Below are 17479 nucleotides of genomic sequence, written 5' to 3' on the forward strand. Positions count from 1 at the left end.
ATAAGCTTTTGCCCAATTATTCTCTTAGTGCTGAGATGAGTCTGGTGGCCGTCCTCAGGGAGGATAAGGGCAACGCTCCGTTGCACTGGGCAATAAGAGATCTCCCCGCCCTGAAGGGCGAAGCCTCCAACTGGGGGTGAAGGGCGTGGGGAGGCCCAAGGTAATAGTGATAGCTGGCGGCTCCTCCTCCAGGTTCGGCTCAGACAAGCTGTCGGCCCTCATCGACGGAAGGCCGCTGATATCGAGGGTCCTTGAGGTGACCAGGGAGGTCGGCGACGTTATCCTGGTCTCCTCGCGGGACGAGATCTCAAGGCTTGGCAGGCTGCTGGGGGACGTGAAGGTAGTTGAGGACCTGCCTCAGCTCCCCTGCGGCGGCCCGCCAAGGGGGGTTGCAAGCGCCGTGGGGCAGGTGAGCTCAGGCACCGTGCTCATAGTGCCCGGCGACGCGGCCTGGGCAACGGCGGAAGGACTTGAGGCCCTGCTTGAGCAGTGCTCTGAGAGGCTGGCCTCACCGCTGATGGGCCACGGCTTCGTCAGCTCGTCGTTTCTCTGCGGCCCCACAGACATGATAAGGGAGGCGGTGAGGCTCATGTGCTCCAAGGCCTCGCTTGGGCTCAGGGCCAGGATGACTGACCTGCTGAGGTCCTCAAGGTCTAGACTTGTTGGAGCCTCCCTGCTGGGGGGCCAGGGCCAGTTCTACGACCTTGACGTCCCAGGGGACAGGCCCCCGCGATCAAGGGGGCCGCGCAGGGTCGTTGAGGTGGACCCCACAGCATACAGGAGGGCCCTCTCACTTGCCCTGGCGGGCAGGCCGCGTGAGGCCGCCGCGGCCTTCCAGGAGGAGTCCAAGGCCTACAGGCGCTTGAGGGTCTGGCACCTCGAGCTTCACTCGCTGCTTGACGCCCAGTCCCTCGGCCTTGACGCTGCCAAGAGGGTTGAGAGGCTAATGCTGACGCTCAGGAGGCCTTCTCGACCCTGACGGCGGTCACCTTGTACTCAGGTATGTGGGATATCCTGTCGACAGCGGGCGAGACTACGCGGTTAATCAAGGCCTCGGGGTGATGTACAGTCGCGAACACTACGCCTTTGGAGACCCTCCTCGATACCCTGGCCCTGATCAGCGTCGAGCCCCACCTGCTGGTGACCCTCACCACGTCGCCGTCGCTTATGCCGAGGGCCTTTGCGTCGCCCTCGCTTACCTCTATGAAGTCCTCTGGCTCTATTACCTGGTTGCCCGTGCGCCTCGTCATTGAGCCCATGTTGAAGTGGTAGAGGGTCCTGCCTGTTATCAGCGTGAGCGGGTACTCTTCAGTGGGCTGCTCAGGGGACGGTATGTATGCCACTGGCCTCAGCCTAGTCTTCTTACCTACTGTGAACTGACCTACGTGAAGCACCTTCACGGGCGGGGCGTCGAGACGTGGGGTCGGGTACGGGAGGCCCCCCTCCCTCTCCAGCCTCCCATAGGTTATGCCGTAGACGGCGGGCCAGGCGGACCTTATCTCGTTCCACACGTCCTCAGGTGACGAGTACCTGAAGTAGTCGCCGTAGCCCATGGCGTTGGCCAGCCTAATTATAATCTGCCAGTCAGGCAGCGACTCGCCCAGGGGCTCTATGACCTTCCTGACCCTCTGCACCCTCCTCTCGGCGTTGGTGAAGGTGCCTTCCTTCTCAAAGGAGCTCGCCGCTGGCAGGAACACGTGGGCGTACTTTGAGGTCTCGTTGTGGAACATGTCTACAAGGACGAGGAGCTCCAGCTTTGAGAGCGCCTTCTCCGTCATCTCCATGTATGGGTGCGACATCAGCACGTCCTCCCCGAACACTATCAGTGCCTTCAGGTCATCTCTCATAGCGGCCTCTACCATCTCTATGCCGTCGAGCCCTGGGCTGGGGTTCAGCTTGGTCCCCCACAGCTTCTCAAACATCTCTATGTTCTGGGTCAGCGGCACTGCGCCGGGCAGCTTCTTAGGGTGGTCGCCCATTATTGCCGTGCCCTGGACGTTGTTCTTGCCCCTCAGGGGCATGAGGCCGGAGCCGGGCCTGCCCACGTTGCCCGTGATCAGGGCCAGGTCTATGAGCTGGTATATGATTTCAGTTCCCTGAACGTGCTCGGTCGCGCCGAGGCCCCAGAATATCATTGAGGGTTTATTAGTGGCGTAGAGCCTCGCCGCCTCCCTTATGACGTCAGCCCTGACCCCTGTAACCTTCTCCGCGAACTCAGGCGTGTAGTTGCTTACTACCTCCTTGAACTCCTCAAGTCCCTCAACTCTCTCCGACACGAACTCCTCGTCTATGAGGCCCTCGCTCACTATGACGTTAGCCATGGCGTTGAAGAGGACTACGTCTGTGCCGGGCCTCAGGGCCAGGTGATAGTCCGCGTACTCGGCTATCTCGGTCCTCCTCGGGTCCACCACAATAAGCTTCACCCTGCCCTGCTCCGCCAACATCTTGATCCTGTTCCCTATCACTGGGTGGTTCTCAGTTGTGTTGGAGCCGACTACCATTATGGTGCGGGCCAGGTCTATGTCCTCAAAGGTGTTGGTAGCGCCCCCGGTGCCGAGCATGTCCTCAAGCCCCTGGGCCGAGGGCTCATGGCAGACCCTGGCGCAGCTGTCAACGTTGTTAGTTCCCAGGACCACCCTGGCGAACTTGCCCGCCAGGTACTCCTCCTCGTTGGTGACCCTGGCGCCTACCAGGACCCCCACGCTCCCAGGGCCGTACTTGGCCAGTATCTCCTTCAGCCTTGAGGCCACGAAGGAGATTGCCTCGTCCCAGCTGACCTCGCGCCACTCCCCGTCGACCTTGATGAGCGGCCTCAGCACCCTGTCCTGCGAGTATACGTAATCCCAGGCGTACCTGCCCTTGACGCACAGGTTGCCCCTGTTCACCACGGACGTCCTGGAGGGCCTGACGTCTACAATCCTCCCGTCCTTGACCCCTACCTCCAGCTCGCAGCCGACCCCGCAGTAGGGGCATGTGGTCTTAACCCATGTGTCAGGCCACCCGTAGGTCAGCACGCTCCTGTCCTCCAGGGCCCCCGTGGGGCAGGCGTCAACGCAGAGGCCGCAGCTCACGCAGGAGCTGTGGGCGAGGTCGGGGCCGTCAGGCCTTATCATTATCCTACCGCCCCGGCCCCACGCCCTCCAGACGTGGTAGCCCTGGACCTCGTCGCATGCCTTCACGCACCTGAAGCACTTGATGCACCTGTTCATGTCAACAACTATGTACGGGTGGCTGTTGTCGATCAGGTCGGGCCTTGAGGTTCCCTGGAGCTCCACTCCGTACTTGCTGAGGGCCACGTGGAACTCCTTGAAGGGGTACTTGGCGTACGCGTCCCGCGGGTAGTTCATCGCGAGGAGCCTCAGCACATCCCTCCTGACCTGGTTCACCTGCTCGCTGTCTGTCCTGACCTCCATGCCGTCCTGGACCTTTGTGGTGCAGCTCGTCGTAAGCCTGCCGTTCACCTCGACCACGCACAGCCTGCAGGAGCCCTGGGGGCTAAGCCTGTCATCGTAGCAGAGGCTGGGCACGTAGTAGCCGAGCCTCCTGAGGGCCTCGAGGAGGCTCAGGCCCTCCTCAACCCTATGCTCAACTCCGTTAACCTTGATCGTGACGGTCATTATGGCTCACCCCCTCACCATCTCGTCTGCGCCCTTAGCCAGGAACGAGAGTATGGCGTCCCCTGTGCCCTGGCCGTGGCCGCAGAGGCTGGCTGACCTCATGACTGTGGCTATTGACTTCAGCTCATCCGCCTCCTCAGGCGTCAGGTACCCCCTGCCGAGCGCCGCCTCAAGTATCTCGTCGGCCCTGGCGGTGCCTAGCCTACAAGGGAAGCACTTGCCGCACGACTCGAAGGCCGCGAAGTGGACTATCTCGTGAAGGAGCTCGAGCAGGCTGGTGTCGTCGCTGAAGGCTATCACGTTACCGTGCCCGAGGCTGGCCCCTATTTCCCTGAGCTCCTCGACCCCTAGTCTCACGTCAAGCTCCTCAGGCCTTATGAAGGATGCCAGCGGCCCTCCAACTATCACGCCCTTTAGCCTCCTGCCGCCCTTGAGGCCGCCTCCCATGTCGTAGACTACCTCCTTAAGTGGGACGCCGAACTCTACCTCGTAGAGGCCGGGCCTCTCGAACAGGCTGTTGAGGCTGAGCACCTTGGTCCCCCTGCTCTTATTGTAGCCCATCTCAGCGTACTCGTCACCGCCGTGCTCAACTATCCACGGGACGCTGGAGAGCGTCTCGACGTTGTTGACAACCGTGGGCATCCCGAACAGGCCCCTCTCCGTGGGGTAAGGGGGCCTCGGCGTGGGCTCAGGCCTCCTGCCCATTATGGCGTTTATCATTGCCGTCTCCTCGCCCACGACGTAGGAGCCCCTGCCCACGTGGACCTCCACCTCGACGGGCAGCCCCTTTGATGCGGCTGGGCCCGCGTAGCCGGCCTCGTAGAGCTCCTTAACTGCCCTCCTGACCGAGGCCACGGCCTCAGGGTACTCCCTCCTTATGTAGAAGTAGACCTTTGAGGCGCCTACTGCATATGCTGCTATGAGCGCCCCCTCAAGCACAAGGTATGGGTCCCACCACATCAGGAGCTTGTCAACGTACGCCCCCGCGTCCCCCTCGTCGCCGTTGACTATGACGTACTTCTGGGGCGCCCTCTGCTGGTACGCTGACTCCCACTTCAGGCCGGTTGGGAAGTAGGCGCCTCCCCTGCCCCTGAGCTGGGACCTCTTGACCTCCTCTATGACCTCGGCCTGGGTCATCCTGAGCGCCTTCTCAAGGCCCCTCATGCCGCCGAGCTCAAGGTACTGGCCGAGCGAGCTGACGGGTCCCTTGACTATGTGCCTCAGCACGACGGCCCTGCTGGACCTCACCTCGATGTGGGGAACCCCGCTGGTCCGAGAGCTTGATGGCCCCACGTAGCACTTGCCAAGGCAATATGTTGGCGGCTCCTGCCTGACTGCCATCTCCCAGGCCTTTGGGTTAAGCGACCTGGCCACGTAGCAGGCCAGGCCCCTGCAGTGCTCCTCGCTTACAACTACCTTAGAGAAGGAGTAAAAGGACTCCACCTCAGGCCTCAAAACGGTCTTCGCGGGCAACTCTTTAACCAATATATTACAGTAGAAGGGCTTCTATAAGTAGTTTGTTAAAGGCGATTAACCGTCCACGAATCTTTAGGCATTCACGAAACCTATCTTTACTTTTAAGATATTTTAACTATTGCGTTAATAATTAATAACTTAAGGCGTCCATATCCATTAGCACCGCTTGCCTGGGCTTCCTAGCGTACGTCTTTGAACAGCAAATAGAAGGCGGCCGTGGCTGCCGTGTAGAGGGAGGCCGTTATGAAGAAGGGGAGGGTCAGGTCACCTGTCGAGAATATGTAGCCCGTGACCCAGGGCCCCATGGACCTGGGCAGGCCGTCAATTAAGTTTATCAGGCTCGACCCCCTGGCCCTCTCCTCCTCAGGTATTATAGTGACGACAAGGGACGAGAAGAGGGGGTTGGCCATGTTCATGGCGGCGTTCCTGAGCACAAATATGGCGGAGGCCTCGAGGTAGGAGCAAGCGAAGGGGAGCGCTATCAGGAGCGCTATGCCGACAGCGTGCGTGACCACTATGGCCTTGACCCTGCCGATGGCCTTGGCCAGCCTGGGGGCCCCCAGCACGGCGAGGGCCAGGGTCGCGTCGGCCACCATGTAGACGGGCGAGAGCTGCCTCGCCACGACCCCGAACCTTAGGCTGAACCAGAGCGACATGAGGGGGAGTATCAGGCCGGCCCCGAGGCCTATCATGGCGTCGGTCGAGAGCCTCGCTATGTTCCCGATCGACCTCAGCCTCAGGGTCACCCTGCCCGTCCCCCTGTAGCCCTCCCTCACCGGCGTGACGAGGGCAAGGGTAACGAGTACTACAGCCATGTTGACGAGCATAGTGTCCCTGAGGCCCACCAGCCATGGTACTGAGGCCCCGAGTACGGCTAGGCCCGTGGAGATTGACGACATGAGGCTCATGTTCCTGTCTATGCTCCTTGACTTCTCGGCTATGAGGGCCTGCAGGGAGCCCCCTCCGAGGCCGAATATGAGGAGCGCCGCAGGCGGGACCCCCAGGAAGAGGAGGAGGAACGAGGCCGCTGAGACAGCCCTCCCGAGGAGGAAGAAGTTCTTCCTCCCGTAGGCGTCAGCCAGGGCCGAGATGAAGAGCCCCGCTATTGTGCCAACCAGCACGTAGCCGCCGACCAGGAGCCCTACCTCAAATGAGTTAAGCCCGAGCGACCTCAGGTAGAGGGGCAGGGCAAGGGCGTTGGCGCCAAAGATCATGCCCGAGAGGCCGCCCGCTGCAACTAGTAGCAGCTCATCCCTTGAGAGCCCTCTCAGTGCCCTGAGGCCTGCGTCCCCTGAGGCCGCCATGTCGACCACGAAGCTCACCAGGCCAATGGACCTTAAGGCGTTCACCTCATTTTAGGCCTTCAGGCCCAGCCTGCCTACTATCGTTGCAATCACGACCCCGTAGACCACCGTGCCGAGGTCCCAGATAATGGAGGCCGGGCTCCCACGCAGGGAGAGCCTTATGGCCTGGGCTGCATAGGTCGTCGGCTCAAGCATTGCGAGGGGCACAAGGTACCTCGGCACTATGCTCAGGGGGAAGTAGACGGGGGCGAAGAAGCTGAAGCCGAAGGCCACTATCTGGGTCACCTGCTGCAGCACCCTTAAGTTCCTTATCCTTGATGCCATCAGAAGCCCTACCATGGACCCCTGGAAGGAGCTCACCAGGAGCGCGAGGGTGAGCATGGACAGGCCGCTGAGGCTCACGTCCAAGTACCGCATGGCAACAGCCACGCCGAGCACCAGGAGGCCTGAGCCTATGGCGAAGAGGTTGTTCACAAGGGTTGACGTCAGTGCGTAGGCCCAGAGGGGGACGCCCATTGATATCATGAGCGAGAGCCTGCCGTCCTCCCTGTCCCAGCCTATGCTGTTCGGAACGACTAGCATGCCTGCTACGGCCACGTCAAAGACCATCATGCCGGAGATAAGGTAGTAGATGGCCGGGCCCCTGACTATGTAGCTGAAGCCGAAGACGAAGGCTATTGGGAGCATGACTGCAAAGAAGAGGCTCGCAGCGAGCCACGCCTTGGCCTCCTTGAAGAACATCTCAGTGAGGGACGTAAGCTCCCTAAGCGTCCTTCATCACCTCAAGGTAGACCTCCTCAAGGGAGGGCGCCCTGACCTCGAACTTCCCCCTAAGCTTCGACACGAACTCCTTAACCTCGTCCTCCCTGACCTTGTACACCTTCCCCTCCTCTAGGTCAACGACCTCGTAGTAGAAGGCGAACCTCTTCCTGAGCTCAGAGGGCGTGCCCTCTGCCAACACCTTCCTGTTTATGAAGTAGACCCTGTCGGAGAGCGCCTCAGCCTCCTCCATGTAGTGGGTAGTCAGCAGTATGGCCCTACCCTCGCCCTTGAGCTGCCTCAGCACGTCCCACAGCTCCCTCCTCCCCATGGGGTCAAGGCCTGTCGTGGGCTCATCAAGCACCAGCACCTCAGGGGAGTGGACGACAGCCATGGCTACCAGCGTCCTCCTCTTCAGGCCGCCTGAGAGGTCCATGACGTACCTGTCCCTGTGATCCCAAAGGCCGAGCCTCCTTACGGTGTCTAGGGCCATCTCCCTTGCCTTGTCCCCTGGCACGCCCCTCACCCTGGCTGCGTAGTAGACGTTGTCAAACACCGTGAGGTCCCCGTAGGGCTGCGCCTCCTGGGGCGTCACCCCCATCCTGAGCCTCACCTCCCTGTCGCAGGGGTCAGAGCCGAGGACCTTGACTACCCCCCTCTCGGGCCTCAGCTCGCAGTAGAGGTGTCTCACCAGCGTGGTCTTCCCGGCCCCGTTGGGGCCCAGCAGGGAGACCAGCTCCCCCTTCCTGACCTCCAGGCTCACGTCCTCGAGGGCCACAACCTTACCGTAGGACTTGCTCAGGCCCTTGACCTCTATAGCGCTCACGGTATCACCACCTCGAGAACTTGGCCTTGACGTGGCCATCGCTGGAGCTCAGCTCAAGGACCACCTTCCCTTCGCCCCCGCCCAGGGAGCTATCAACGTCCAGGAAGCCTATGTTGACCGCGCTGCCCTCGTTGCTCTTAACTATAGGCGTCACCCTGGTGCTCCCCCTCACGGCGGCGTTTATAGTCAAGCTTGAGCCCTCGGCTTCAGCCGATATCTTAGACCTCCCCCTGAGCTCGCCGTAGGCCAAGTTAAGGGTGGCGGAGCTGTACTTGACCTTCACTGTGGGGTCAGACTCGCCAAGGCAATCAAGGGGCAGCCTTAAGGCGGAGCCAAGGGCCTCAACGCTCGTCCTGCACAGGCCCCCGTGGTCGGCCTTGAAGTCCGAGTCCTCGGCCGTGAGCTCAAGTGATGCGGCCTCGGGCTGAAGTGAGAGCTCGACCTCGCAGACCTTAGCCTTAATTGAGAGCTCGTCGCCCTCCTCGCTCACGTCGTACTTGCAGCTTGAGTTATTGCTGTAGAGCTTCACCTCGCCCTCGCCCCTCGCAAGCCTGAGCTCCGAGTCCTTGACGTCAAGCTTAACTGATTTGTAGGCCTTGAGGGGGGCTGTAGACAAGGGCGCGCCCTGCGCCCTTGCCCACTAGCTGTGAGGCTGCGAAGGTGAGGGCGGTAAGCCGCGAACCAGTGAGCCGCCCTGAGGGGGCCCTCGCCCTCACGCCGCTGGGCTCCATATGGTTAATCCTTAGGCTTCCTGGGGCTCAGGGAGAGGGAACTTTCGCTGGCGGGCGTCATAAGCTCCATAGTGGTGCTGGTCAGCACAGTGGCTTGGGGACGTTGCTACAATTTTGATTAGCTACATCTATATAGTACATCACTACGCTATAACAGTGAACGCAGCCAACAGGCCAGTCCTAAACCTGTTGCAGGGCCTGATGAATTTCAGCAACTACGTCGACTACGTCACCATGGCCGACCTTATAATGGGCCTCATAGGCCTGGGAGGTCATGGCTGAAGCCCCTGTCCCCTCGGGCCAGACAAGGGTGATGCCTGTTAGCGGCAGCTGACGCTCAGTGAAGAGGTCTCAGGGCCTACATGAGCCTCAGCAGGTAGCACTACTCCTCGTAGTCGCCCTCCCTCTCGCCTCCCCCTTTGCCTTCACCGCCCCCTTTCTTGCCCCACAGCTCCTTTCGCCTCGCCTCGAGCTGGTTGACCTCAACGCCCATGAACTCGGCGGCCGTCAGCAGACTGACCCCCTCCTCTTCCGCGGCCTGAGTGTGAGGGGCCAGCCTCTCCCTGTAGGCCAGGTCCCTCAGGAGGTGGTGGTCAACCACTATGGTCTCGGCCACGTGGGCCCTTATGAGCTCCATTAGGCCCTCAAGGCCCCTCTGGACGGCCTCCTCAGGCACCTTGAAGCCTGCGAAGTAGGTGGGCGGGCCGCTCAGCACGAGCAGCCTCGCCCCCGCCCAGGCCTTGAGCTGCTCAACGGCCTGCGGGTCAGCGGGCCCCTGGACGTCGCTGGCAAATATTACGGACTCGTCGTTGCACCTCGCCCTGACCATGAGGACCCTGCCCACCTTCGTGCCTGGCTCCCCGTGCCAGACAGCCTGGGAGAAGTCAAGGGTCAGGTCGCCGACCCTGAAGGACTGGCCGTCAGCGTATGAGACCGAGGCCGACCTGGCGACCCCGCCTTCGACGAGGAACCTCCTTGCCCTCCCCCTCTGGCTCCAGTTTATGTTGTGCTCCGGGTCCTTGACGAGTAGCCTCTTGCCTGAGTAGAGCTCAGGCCTGTCCCTCATGTAGTGGTCGTAGTGGTAGTGCGTTATAACGATGGCGTCTGAGGCCTGCACCTCCTCGGCAGCCCTCCCGAGGGCCCTCTCCAGCGCCTTGAGCTCAAGCTCGTGGGGAGGGAGGCCGTACCTCCTGGGGGCGAGGGAGGCGCCAAGGTCTACGCCGAGCCTGACGCCACAGGCGTCAACCACGGTGGCTATGCTCCTTACCCCCATGCTGTCCGCGGCGAGTATGGAGACGTCGAAAGGCCCAACCCTTACCAAGCTCCCGCCAGCGTGTCCTGTGCCCCTGGCGATAGTAAGCGTTACACCTGTCGCCTAAGGTTAAAGGCCCAAGCGGCCCACAGGGATCCCAAGGGCCCTGTGGGCGAGGCGGAGGTCCCTACGCTCGATCATGAACACACGTAAAGTGATTGAAGTGAGAGTGTAGGGACAAACGGTTGGAGCGCAGCAAATTATTGCTGAGAGCTGAAATAGCCCCGCCGCGCCTCACGCCTGGTAGCGATGCTGTGGCTAGTGTTCACCACCGGCGCCTGTAACCTGAGGTGCGACTACTGCGGCGGCTCCTTCCCAGAGAAGGTGGTGCCCTACACCGTAAAGTACGATCCCCTGAAGCTTAAGAAGGTCGTAGAGGCCGACAGGGACGCCACGGTAATCTTTTACGGCGGCGAGCCCCTCATCAACCCAAGGTTCGTGGAGTGGGTCATGGACAACGTCAGGGCGAGGAGGTACGGAGTGCAGACGAACGGGACACTGCACAGGCTTCTGCCCGACGCCTACTGGAAGAGGATGAACGTGGCCCTCCTCTCGATTGATGGCAGGGAGGAGGTGACGGACAAGCACAGGGGAAGGGGGGTCTACAGGAAGGTGACTGAGGCTGCAAGGCACGTGAGGTCCCTCGGCGTTGAGACCATAGCAAGGATGGCGGTCACTGCTGACACGGACATTTACGAGGACGTCACCCATTTACTCTCCCTGGGCCTCTTCGACAAGGTCCACTGGCAGCTTGACGTTGTCTGGTCCCCCAGGTGGGACTTTGAGGGCTGGGCGGAGAGGAGTTACCTGCCAGGCATAAGGAGGCTCGTCGACCTCTTTTTAAGGGAGCTCGAAAGGGGCAGGGTCCTCAGGATGATCCCAATACTGGGCGTCATAAGCGCCCACTACTTCGGCGGCTACCCTGGCTCCCCGTGCGGGGCGGGCTACAGGAGCTTTGCAATAAGCACCGATGGAAGGGTGCTCGCGTGCCCCATAGCCGTTTACGAGAGGTGGGCCGAGCTCGGCACTGTCGAGGGGGGCTTCAGGCCCATGGGGGCATACCTCGCCAAGGAGTGCGCCGCCTGCCCCTACAGGAGGTACTGCGGCGGCCGCTGCCTCTACTCAATGATAGAGAGGGACTGGGGCGAGGAGGGCTTTAAGGCCGTCGACAGGGTCACGAGGGCCTACCTTGACGCTGTGCTCTCCGCAATACCCAGGGTTGACGAGCTCGTAAGGGAGGGCGTCGTAAGGCTAGAGGACCTGAGGTACGACCCGACCCAGGACTCAACCGAGGTAATACCGTAGCGGTATTACGCCGTTCAGGATATTAGGCCCGGCCATACCTTACACGTTGGCATGGCGCTCTCGCCGGACCAGGGGAGAAGGAGGCCCGTCTCTCCGAACAAGTCATGGAACCCGGTGACAGGCTGCCCCCACCTCTGCACGTACTGCTGGGCAATGAAGTTGCTCGAGGGAAAGCTGAAGGACAGCCCAAAGTACAGGAATGGGTTTAAGCCGACCTTTCACCCCGAGGAGCTGCTCAAGGCAAGGTTCAGGCCCGGTGACACGGTCTTCGTTGTTGACATGGGGGACCTGTTCAGCGATGCAATGCCCAGGGAGTGGGTAGAGGCCGTGCTGAGGAGGGCGAGGGAGTTCCCCTCCACGAGGTTCATGTTTCTGACCAAGAACCCTGCCAGGTACAGCGAGTTCCTCGACGTCCTCCCCAGGAACTCGGTGCTTGGGGTGACCATAGAGACCAACAGGGACGACCTTGCCAGGTCCGTCTCAAGGGCCCCTCCTCCGTCAAGGAGGCACGAGGCCATGTCTGAGCTCAGGTGGCCCTACAAGTACATATCCGTTGAGCCGCTCATGGACTTCGACCTTGAAGTCATGGTTTCGTGGGCTGCGGATATAAGGCCTGTGAGCGCTCACGTTGGCTACGACAACTGGAACTCGAGGCTGCCCGAGCCCCCGCTCTGGAAGGCCAGGGAGCTGGTGAGGAGGCTATCAGCGATAACTTACGTGTCGGTAGGCTCAATGAGGGAGCCCTGGTACGAGACCCTGCTGAGGAGGAGGGCGGAGGGGCTGGGCAGCCCTTAACGTTTAAAGCCTCGTTAGGTGTGAGAAGCGAGCCCTGTGAAGCTCTCTAAAGCTAAGGACCTTACAGTAAATGAGGGTCAGCAACCCCTTATAGTGTATTATAGCCAAGAGGTTGGGGCAATGATGTGTAGCTTGGGGACTGAAGCCTAATGAGGCTAGTCCTGGCCCTTGAGTACCTCAGCCAGGTCGTAGAGGGCGCACGAGAGGGCGCAGGCCACGTCCCAGGCCTTGAGAGGCTCCCCTCCCCTTATCTTAACCTTCCTACTGGCCACCGAGAGGACCTCCTGGGAGAACGGACCCCTGGGGAAGGCGCCGAAGCCTATAACCATGTTGCCCTCCGCCGCCTCACTGACGACGTCAGCTGGCCTCTCCTCGACCTCCGCGTCCTCACTGAGCAGCAGAAGTCCCCTGCCGCCGAGGAGCTCCCTCAGGCTGTCGCTGGCCTTCCATATGAGCGCCTCGCCCTGGGGAGGGGCCCTGTTAAGCTTAAGGACCTGCGTCATGAGTCCCTTGAAGCGGTCGTAGTTCTTGGGTATCCTGACGCTTGGAGAGAAGGCGAGGACCCTGCCGTCCTGGAGGTGCACGTAGACCTCCGCAAGCCCCTCCCTCACTGGGGCCTTCTCAAGGAGGTTAAGGAGGCTCAGGTGAACTACGTCTGGCCTCCCCCTCCTCCACCAGGAGTCCAGGGACCTCATGGCCTTCCAGTGTATGCCCGCGTCAAGGAGCATGTCGCTTGGCCTGAGGCCGTACTTCCTTGCAGACTTAACCACCTGCGGGTGGCCTGCTATCTCCTTTGGGACAAGCTCAAGGGCAGCCTCAAGGAGTACTATGGTGACCTTGGCCATAGGCAACCCTCAGCGATTGGAGGCCTCCTCATCCTTCCCCTCAGAAGCCCCTGCTCCTCTCATCACATAGGCTGGGCTGGAGGGCGAGCTTTTCTGCGTTTTCCTAGCAAGCTCCTGAAGCGGCCCGGCCAGGCTACCGCTATAAGCGTTGAAGGCTAAGGCAGTCCTCGGAGAAACTGTGAGCTAGGCTGTGGAGGAACAACTCAAGGGGCATAAGGCTGAGGCTTGGGGCGAGCCGGATGGCTGAGCCGGACAGGAAATTCATTTACAAGACGACAGCCGTGAAGAGGTACGGCCTGACGCCGCACCAGATAGACCAGGCAGTCGAGGCTGGCCTGCTGAAGAACTTCAAGTACGTCAAGAACCCGCACTACGGCTCCGGCCCAAGGTCCCTCCTCCTCGACGAGGCGGAGCTCCAGGGCGTCCTCGACAAGGTTCGCGCACTGCCCAAGTACTCTGAGGAGGAGCTGAGGAGGAAGAGGGCGTACAGCGAGAGGTCAAGGAAGGCCGGCAGGGCCTCTTTCTACTGCCCGCTGTGTCAGAGGAAAGTAAGGCCACTGAGGACATCGTACGCCAGGGACGCCCTGCTTTACGGCATGATATCACCGGAGGAGGCGAAAATAGTAGCTATAGTAACTCACTTCAGGCACGTGCACACAGATTATGATGAGCAGAGAAGGCAGCTACTGCATGTCAACAGCCGATCTATAGAGCCCCTGAAGGACGGGAAGACTATTGAAGCGATAGAGCTTGCAAAGAAATGCGGCCTTCTTCCGGCCGACTTCACCAAGGAGGAGTATGATAAGATAGCGTTGAAGATTAAGGAAATGTATGGCCTATATTAAGTCATAATTTTCGCATCGCGTATCTATAAGCGCGCGGGCGTGAACGATGGTTAGCCTTCCGCCCCGCGCAGGCCGCTGCCTACCTATTATAATAATAGGAAATAGGGGGCTCCCAGGCCGTGGAGCTCAGCGCTTAACTTTGAGCTTGTCTATGTCCTCTGGGTAGCTTGTGAGCCTCCTGGCACCGCCCTCAGTTATGAGGAAGGTGTCACTATGCCTGAAGCCACCCAGGCCCGGCACGTAGAGCCCTGGCTCAACGGTTACCACCATGCCAGGCCTCAGGACTTCGCTTATCCCAACGTCGAGGAAAGGCGGCTCGTGCTCCTCAAGGCCAAGGCCGTGGCCCGTGTGGTGCCTCAGCAGGTTTTCAACGCCGAGCTCCTTAGCCCTGCGCCTCATCGCCGCGTCCACCTCAGACGCCTTGACGCCGGGCCCCAGGGCCTCAGCTGCCGCCTCCCTGACCTTAAGCATCTTGTCGAAGAGCTCCCTGACCTCGGCGCTGGGCTCCCCAAGTATGAGGGTCCTCTCGAGCTCAGCGAAGTAGCCCCCTATTTCAGGCCCCGAGCCTATGCCAATAACGTCCCCATCCCTCATGGGCCTCTCGGCTACAAGCGCGTGGGGGAAGGCCGAGAACTCGCCCACCTGCCCCCTGAAGCCGACCGCCCAGCCCACAGCTCCCCTGAGGGGAACGTAGGGCCTGTAGACATCGTTCATCTCCTTGCTTATCTCAAGGCTTGCCTGCAGCGACACCTCCCAGTCCCACTTCCCGGGCTCCATGAGGCCCCTAGCGACGTCTACTGCCCTCGAGGCCCACCTGCCGCTCTCCTCAATCAGCGACACCTCCTCCTCTGACTTGACGAGCCTCATCTCAGCCACCAGGTCCCCCATGTCAATCCACTTGACATCCCTCTTGGCGAGCAGCTCCTGCAGCGGCGGGCCGGAGTAGCCGTAGGCTCCCTTGGGCCCCAGGGGCTCCCCCATGACGGACCTGACATCTGAGGAAGCTATGGCATCAGCGATGAGGTTGGCCACGTGGACGTCCCCTGGGTAGTCAAAGTAGTACTCAAAGCGCCTGACGACGCCTCCCCACTTGGAGTTCCTGTACTCGGCGTGGCCCTTCTCGACGCTCGGCAGCACGGCGAACGGCTCCCCGTCAACTGGCACTATTAAGGCCACAGGCCTCTCGGTCGTTATGAAGGAGAGGTTTGTGAAGTAAAAGATGCTCACAGGCGACGTCAGCAGGGCAGCCTGCGCCCCCGAGGCGGCCGCCCTGTCCCTGAGGACCTTAAGCCTTCTGCTGAGCTCCGTCTCAGATACCCTGGGTATCAATAGGCTGCGCCGTGCCCCCTAAGTCCTGGGAAAATTAAAAAGATCCCGTTGGAGAGTTTAGTGTTTACCCGTGGCGTGACTTTTCCTTACTTCTAGTTCCGCCGCGGGCACCCCTCTTAAGGGATCACACGCAGTCACCCTTAAGTCCTTGGGGCTTGTCGAGGGAAATACCACTCACTACCCTCCCATCCACTTTTATCACCCCACCCTCGTGAGCGGAGTCCGTCATCAGGTGGGGGTCACCAATGAAGACTGCCTCGGTAATGCTATATAAAAGTAACTTGACAAAACTATATTTAGAAGCGATTAAAATAACTAGTAGTTACGTAGAAGCGTTACAGTCGTAAAGGGAATTCTACGACTGAGGCTCCCGCGCCACGGGCCGCAGACGGCGCGGGGAGAGGGGAAGCGGCGAGGACGAGCCGCGAAGGGCAGCCGCCGGCAGCTCCCGCGGTCCCACTAACATCAGCCGGCGCGCCGTGAAGGCCCCGTAAGGCCTCACAACGTTTCCACCCAAATTTGTGTGGAAAAATTACGAGGTCGGCGGCCCTGCCTGGGTCTTCATAGGGCTCAGCGCAGTCGTACTGGCCTCGAGCAGGTCCGCCCTTGTCCCCAGGCTAAGGCACGAGCTCGCCTGCCTGGGCACTTCTTTAGCAGGTCGTCGGGCGGCTGGGTCGCCTTAAACGACAGACTGAGCCCTTTCCATATCAAGTAGAGATCATTTCGTATTTTACTGCGAGGACTCATACCGATAAGTTAATGACAAAGCGAAAGGCAAGCCCCGCCCATATAATGGACCCAGCCCTCCCTAAGGCCGTTAATTTAAAAAACCTAACCGGACTTCAATTAGTAGGAAGATGACTTCGCAATGGGCTCAGCTGGGAGGCAGAGGGTCCTGCTGGGCGTGCCAGGGCTAGATGATCTGTTCATTGAGGGCGTGCCGAGGGGCTCAATAATCCTCGTGGCTGGCTACCCTGGGGCAGGGAAGACCACGCTGGCCTCCCAGTTCGCCTACGCGGGCGCAGCGTCGGGGGAGCCCTCCTTGTACGTCAGCTTCGTGGAGCCGAGGGACGACTTCATCGACAACGCCGCCTCCTTCGGCATGGACTTCAGGCCGCTCGAGGGGAGGGGCGCCTTCAAGTACTACGAGGCCCTCAGCGTCAGCGACCCAGAGGCCCTAGGCGACGTTATTGAGGACGTGCTCTCCCAGGTGGACTCCATGGGGGCGAAGAGGGTGGTGCTTGACAGCGTCACAGCTGTTGAGCAGCTCGCCAGGGACCCCCCGAGGGCCAGGGAGATCATGCACTCAGCCCTCTACCTTGGCCTCAAGAGGAGGGGGGCGACCTCTCTGCTTATAGCTGAGCTGCCGTTTGGGGCCGAGTCCTCGCCCATTGGCCCTGAGGAGTTCATAGCTGACGGCGTGATAGTTCTCAAGTACAGGGTCGTCAAGAACAAGCTCGAGAGGTACGCCGAGATAAGGAAGATGAGGGGGACTAACGTAGAGTACGCCTCGCTGCCCTACGCCTTTACGACCAGGGGCGTTGAGTTCCCCCCTCCCCTGAGGCCCGAGGCGCTGCCGAGCGGCGCCAGGCACGAGAGGGCGTGCAAGCTGGGCAGGCTGACGATAACACCGGGCATGGGCACCCTAATACTCTACGACCCCTCAGTTGACCCGGTCCAGTTCTCCGCCTATTACCTGGTGGCGCCTGCCGTCGCCTTAGGCCTAAGGACTCGGTACGGCTCCTACATCCACGGGACAACCAGCTTAAGGGACGTGTTAGCAACGTGCGGCGACCTGTTGCAGGGCAAGCTAAACAACCTGGTGGCTGAGAGTTTCGAGGCCTCCTCAATGACGATAGGGGAGGCTGAGCTTAGGACCTACGCGAGCGACAGAGACTTCAGGCCAGACTTGATCGTGGTTGAGGGCATTCACCTGCTCCGCGAGTTCAACACGCTTGATGACTACACGGGACTCGTATACAGGACGCTGCTGCGCAGGGCCTCCATGGGCATAATGACTTTCCACCTCTACGCCTCGCCCAGGGAGGGCGCCTGGGACGTGCCGCTCTCGACGTACTATGACAACGTCCTCTACCTCTACGTCAAGGATGACAGGCTCGTGCTCGAGCCGCTCAGGGTCTGGGGCGAGCTGGTTCCTCCGAGGGAGCCCGTGCTCACTGGCAGCCTGGAGGCTGACTGCAGGTCAATATTAATGGGGGGGGGGGGGTGGCAAGTGCTCCAGGTCCTGAGGGGTCAGCGCTGAGCTGCCTCCCGAGGAGGCCCCTGAGCTCAGGCTAAACTCCTGGGCCGCCCAAGGGACCCTGGCACGGTGCAG

Annotated in this window: 15 protein-coding genes; 6 read left to right on the plus strand and 9 right to left on the minus strand. The window is 60.8% G+C overall.

Annotation, left to right across the window (positions count from 1 at the left end; all coding sequences use genetic code 11):
* Nucleotides 1-145 precede the first annotated feature (145 nt).
* Nucleotides 146-979, plus strand: coding sequence for an NTP transferase domain-containing protein (locus SE86_RS04185; protein ID WP_158543116.1), 834 nt, complete (start codon nucleotides 146-148; stop codon nucleotides 977-979).
* On the opposite strand, the gene fdhF is transcribed toward SE86_RS04185, so the two are convergent.
* The 6 genes from fdhF to SE86_RS04215 form a co-directional block, all read right to left on the minus strand.
* Nucleotides 957-3617, minus strand: a complete 2661-nt coding sequence (gene fdhF, locus SE86_RS04190; protein WP_117354410.1) for a formate dehydrogenase subunit alpha — start codon at nucleotides 3615-3617, stop codon at nucleotides 957-959. The genes SE86_RS04185 and fdhF overlap by 23 nt on opposite strands.
* 6 nt (nucleotides 3618-3623) lie before the next feature.
* Entirely contained in the window at nucleotides 3624-5090 is a 1467-nt protein-coding gene (locus SE86_RS04195; RefSeq protein WP_117354411.1) for an NADH-ubiquinone oxidoreductase-F iron-sulfur binding region domain-containing protein, read from the minus strand.
* A gap of 182 nt (nucleotides 5091-5272) precedes the next feature.
* Nucleotides 5273-6415 carry an MFS transporter gene (locus SE86_RS04200; RefSeq protein ID WP_211096469.1) on the minus strand — a complete coding sequence of 381 codons (1143 nt, stop codon included), beginning with the start codon at nucleotides 6413-6415 and terminating at the stop codon, nucleotides 5273-5275.
* A gap of 33 nt (nucleotides 6416-6448) precedes the next feature.
* Nucleotides 6449-7138 carry an ABC transporter permease gene (locus SE86_RS04205; RefSeq protein ID WP_117354412.1) on the minus strand — a complete coding sequence of 230 codons (690 nt, stop codon included), beginning with the start codon at nucleotides 7136-7138 and terminating at the stop codon, nucleotides 6449-6451.
* A 22-nt stretch (nucleotides 7139-7160) separates the two neighbouring features.
* The gene (locus tag SE86_RS04210; RefSeq protein WP_174221337.1) at nucleotides 7161-7982 is read right to left on the minus strand and encodes an ABC transporter ATP-binding protein; all 822 of its coding nucleotides are present in this window, start codon (nucleotides 7980-7982) and stop codon (nucleotides 7161-7163) included.
* 4 nt (nucleotides 7983-7986) lie between these two features.
* A complete protein-coding gene (locus tag SE86_RS04215; protein ID WP_117354414.1) occupies nucleotides 7987-8598 on the minus strand; it encodes a hypothetical protein in 612 nt (203 codons plus the stop codon).
* Nucleotides 8599-8827: 229 nt separating this feature from the next.
* On the opposite strand from SE86_RS04215, the gene SE86_RS07990 reads away from it, so the two are divergent.
* Nucleotides 8828-8995 carry a hypothetical protein gene (locus SE86_RS07990; RefSeq protein ID WP_158543117.1) on the plus strand — a complete coding sequence of 56 codons (168 nt, stop codon included), beginning with the start codon at nucleotides 8828-8830 and terminating at the stop codon, nucleotides 8993-8995.
* Between the two features lie 100 nt (nucleotides 8996-9095).
* On the opposite strand, the gene SE86_RS04220 is transcribed toward SE86_RS07990, so the two are convergent.
* Entirely contained in the window at nucleotides 9096-10034 is a 939-nt protein-coding gene (locus SE86_RS04220; RefSeq protein WP_117354415.1) for an MBL fold metallo-hydrolase, read from the minus strand.
* A gap of 240 nt (nucleotides 10035-10274) precedes the next feature.
* On the opposite strand from SE86_RS04220, the gene SE86_RS04225 reads away from it, so the two are divergent.
* Both SE86_RS04225 and SE86_RS04230 read left to right on the plus strand, forming a co-directional pair.
* Nucleotides 10275-11330, plus strand: a complete 1056-nt coding sequence (locus tag SE86_RS04225; protein WP_117354416.1) for a TIGR04084 family radical SAM/SPASM domain-containing protein — start codon at nucleotides 10275-10277, stop codon at nucleotides 11328-11330.
* A gap of 51 nt (nucleotides 11331-11381) precedes the next feature.
* Complete coding sequence (locus SE86_RS04230; RefSeq protein WP_117354417.1) at nucleotides 11382-12125, plus strand: DUF5131 family protein; 744 nt, start codon at nucleotides 11382-11384, stop codon at nucleotides 12123-12125.
* Nucleotides 12126-12280: 155 nt separating this feature from the next.
* Here the strand turns inward: SE86_RS04230 and SE86_RS04235 are convergent, their stop codons facing one another.
* Entirely contained in the window at nucleotides 12281-12970 is a 690-nt protein-coding gene (locus SE86_RS04235; RefSeq protein WP_148666770.1) for a 16S rRNA methyltransferase, read from the minus strand.
* A 239-nt stretch (nucleotides 12971-13209) separates the two neighbouring features.
* On the opposite strand from SE86_RS04235, the gene SE86_RS04240 reads away from it, so the two are divergent.
* Entirely contained in the window at nucleotides 13210-13815 is a 606-nt protein-coding gene (locus SE86_RS04240; protein ID WP_117354419.1) for a hypothetical protein, read from the plus strand.
* Nucleotides 13816-13941: 126 nt separating this feature from the next.
* Here SE86_RS04240 and SE86_RS04245 read toward each other — a convergent pair whose 3' ends face one another.
* The gene (locus SE86_RS04245; RefSeq protein ID WP_211096470.1) at nucleotides 13942-15144 is read right to left on the minus strand and encodes a Xaa-Pro peptidase family protein; all 1203 of its coding nucleotides are present in this window, start codon (nucleotides 15142-15144) and stop codon (nucleotides 13942-13944) included.
* An 868-nt stretch (nucleotides 15145-16012) separates the two neighbouring features.
* Here SE86_RS04245 and SE86_RS04250 point away from each other — a divergent pair.
* Nucleotides 16013-17407, plus strand: coding sequence for an ATPase domain-containing protein (locus tag SE86_RS04250; protein WP_117354420.1), 1395 nt, complete (start codon nucleotides 16013-16015; stop codon nucleotides 17405-17407).
* Nucleotides 17408-17479 lie beyond the last annotated feature (72 nt).

The organism is Acidilobus sp. 7A (assembly GCF_003431325.1).
GTDB lineage: Archaea > Thermoproteota > Thermoprotei_A > Sulfolobales > Acidilobaceae > Acidilobus.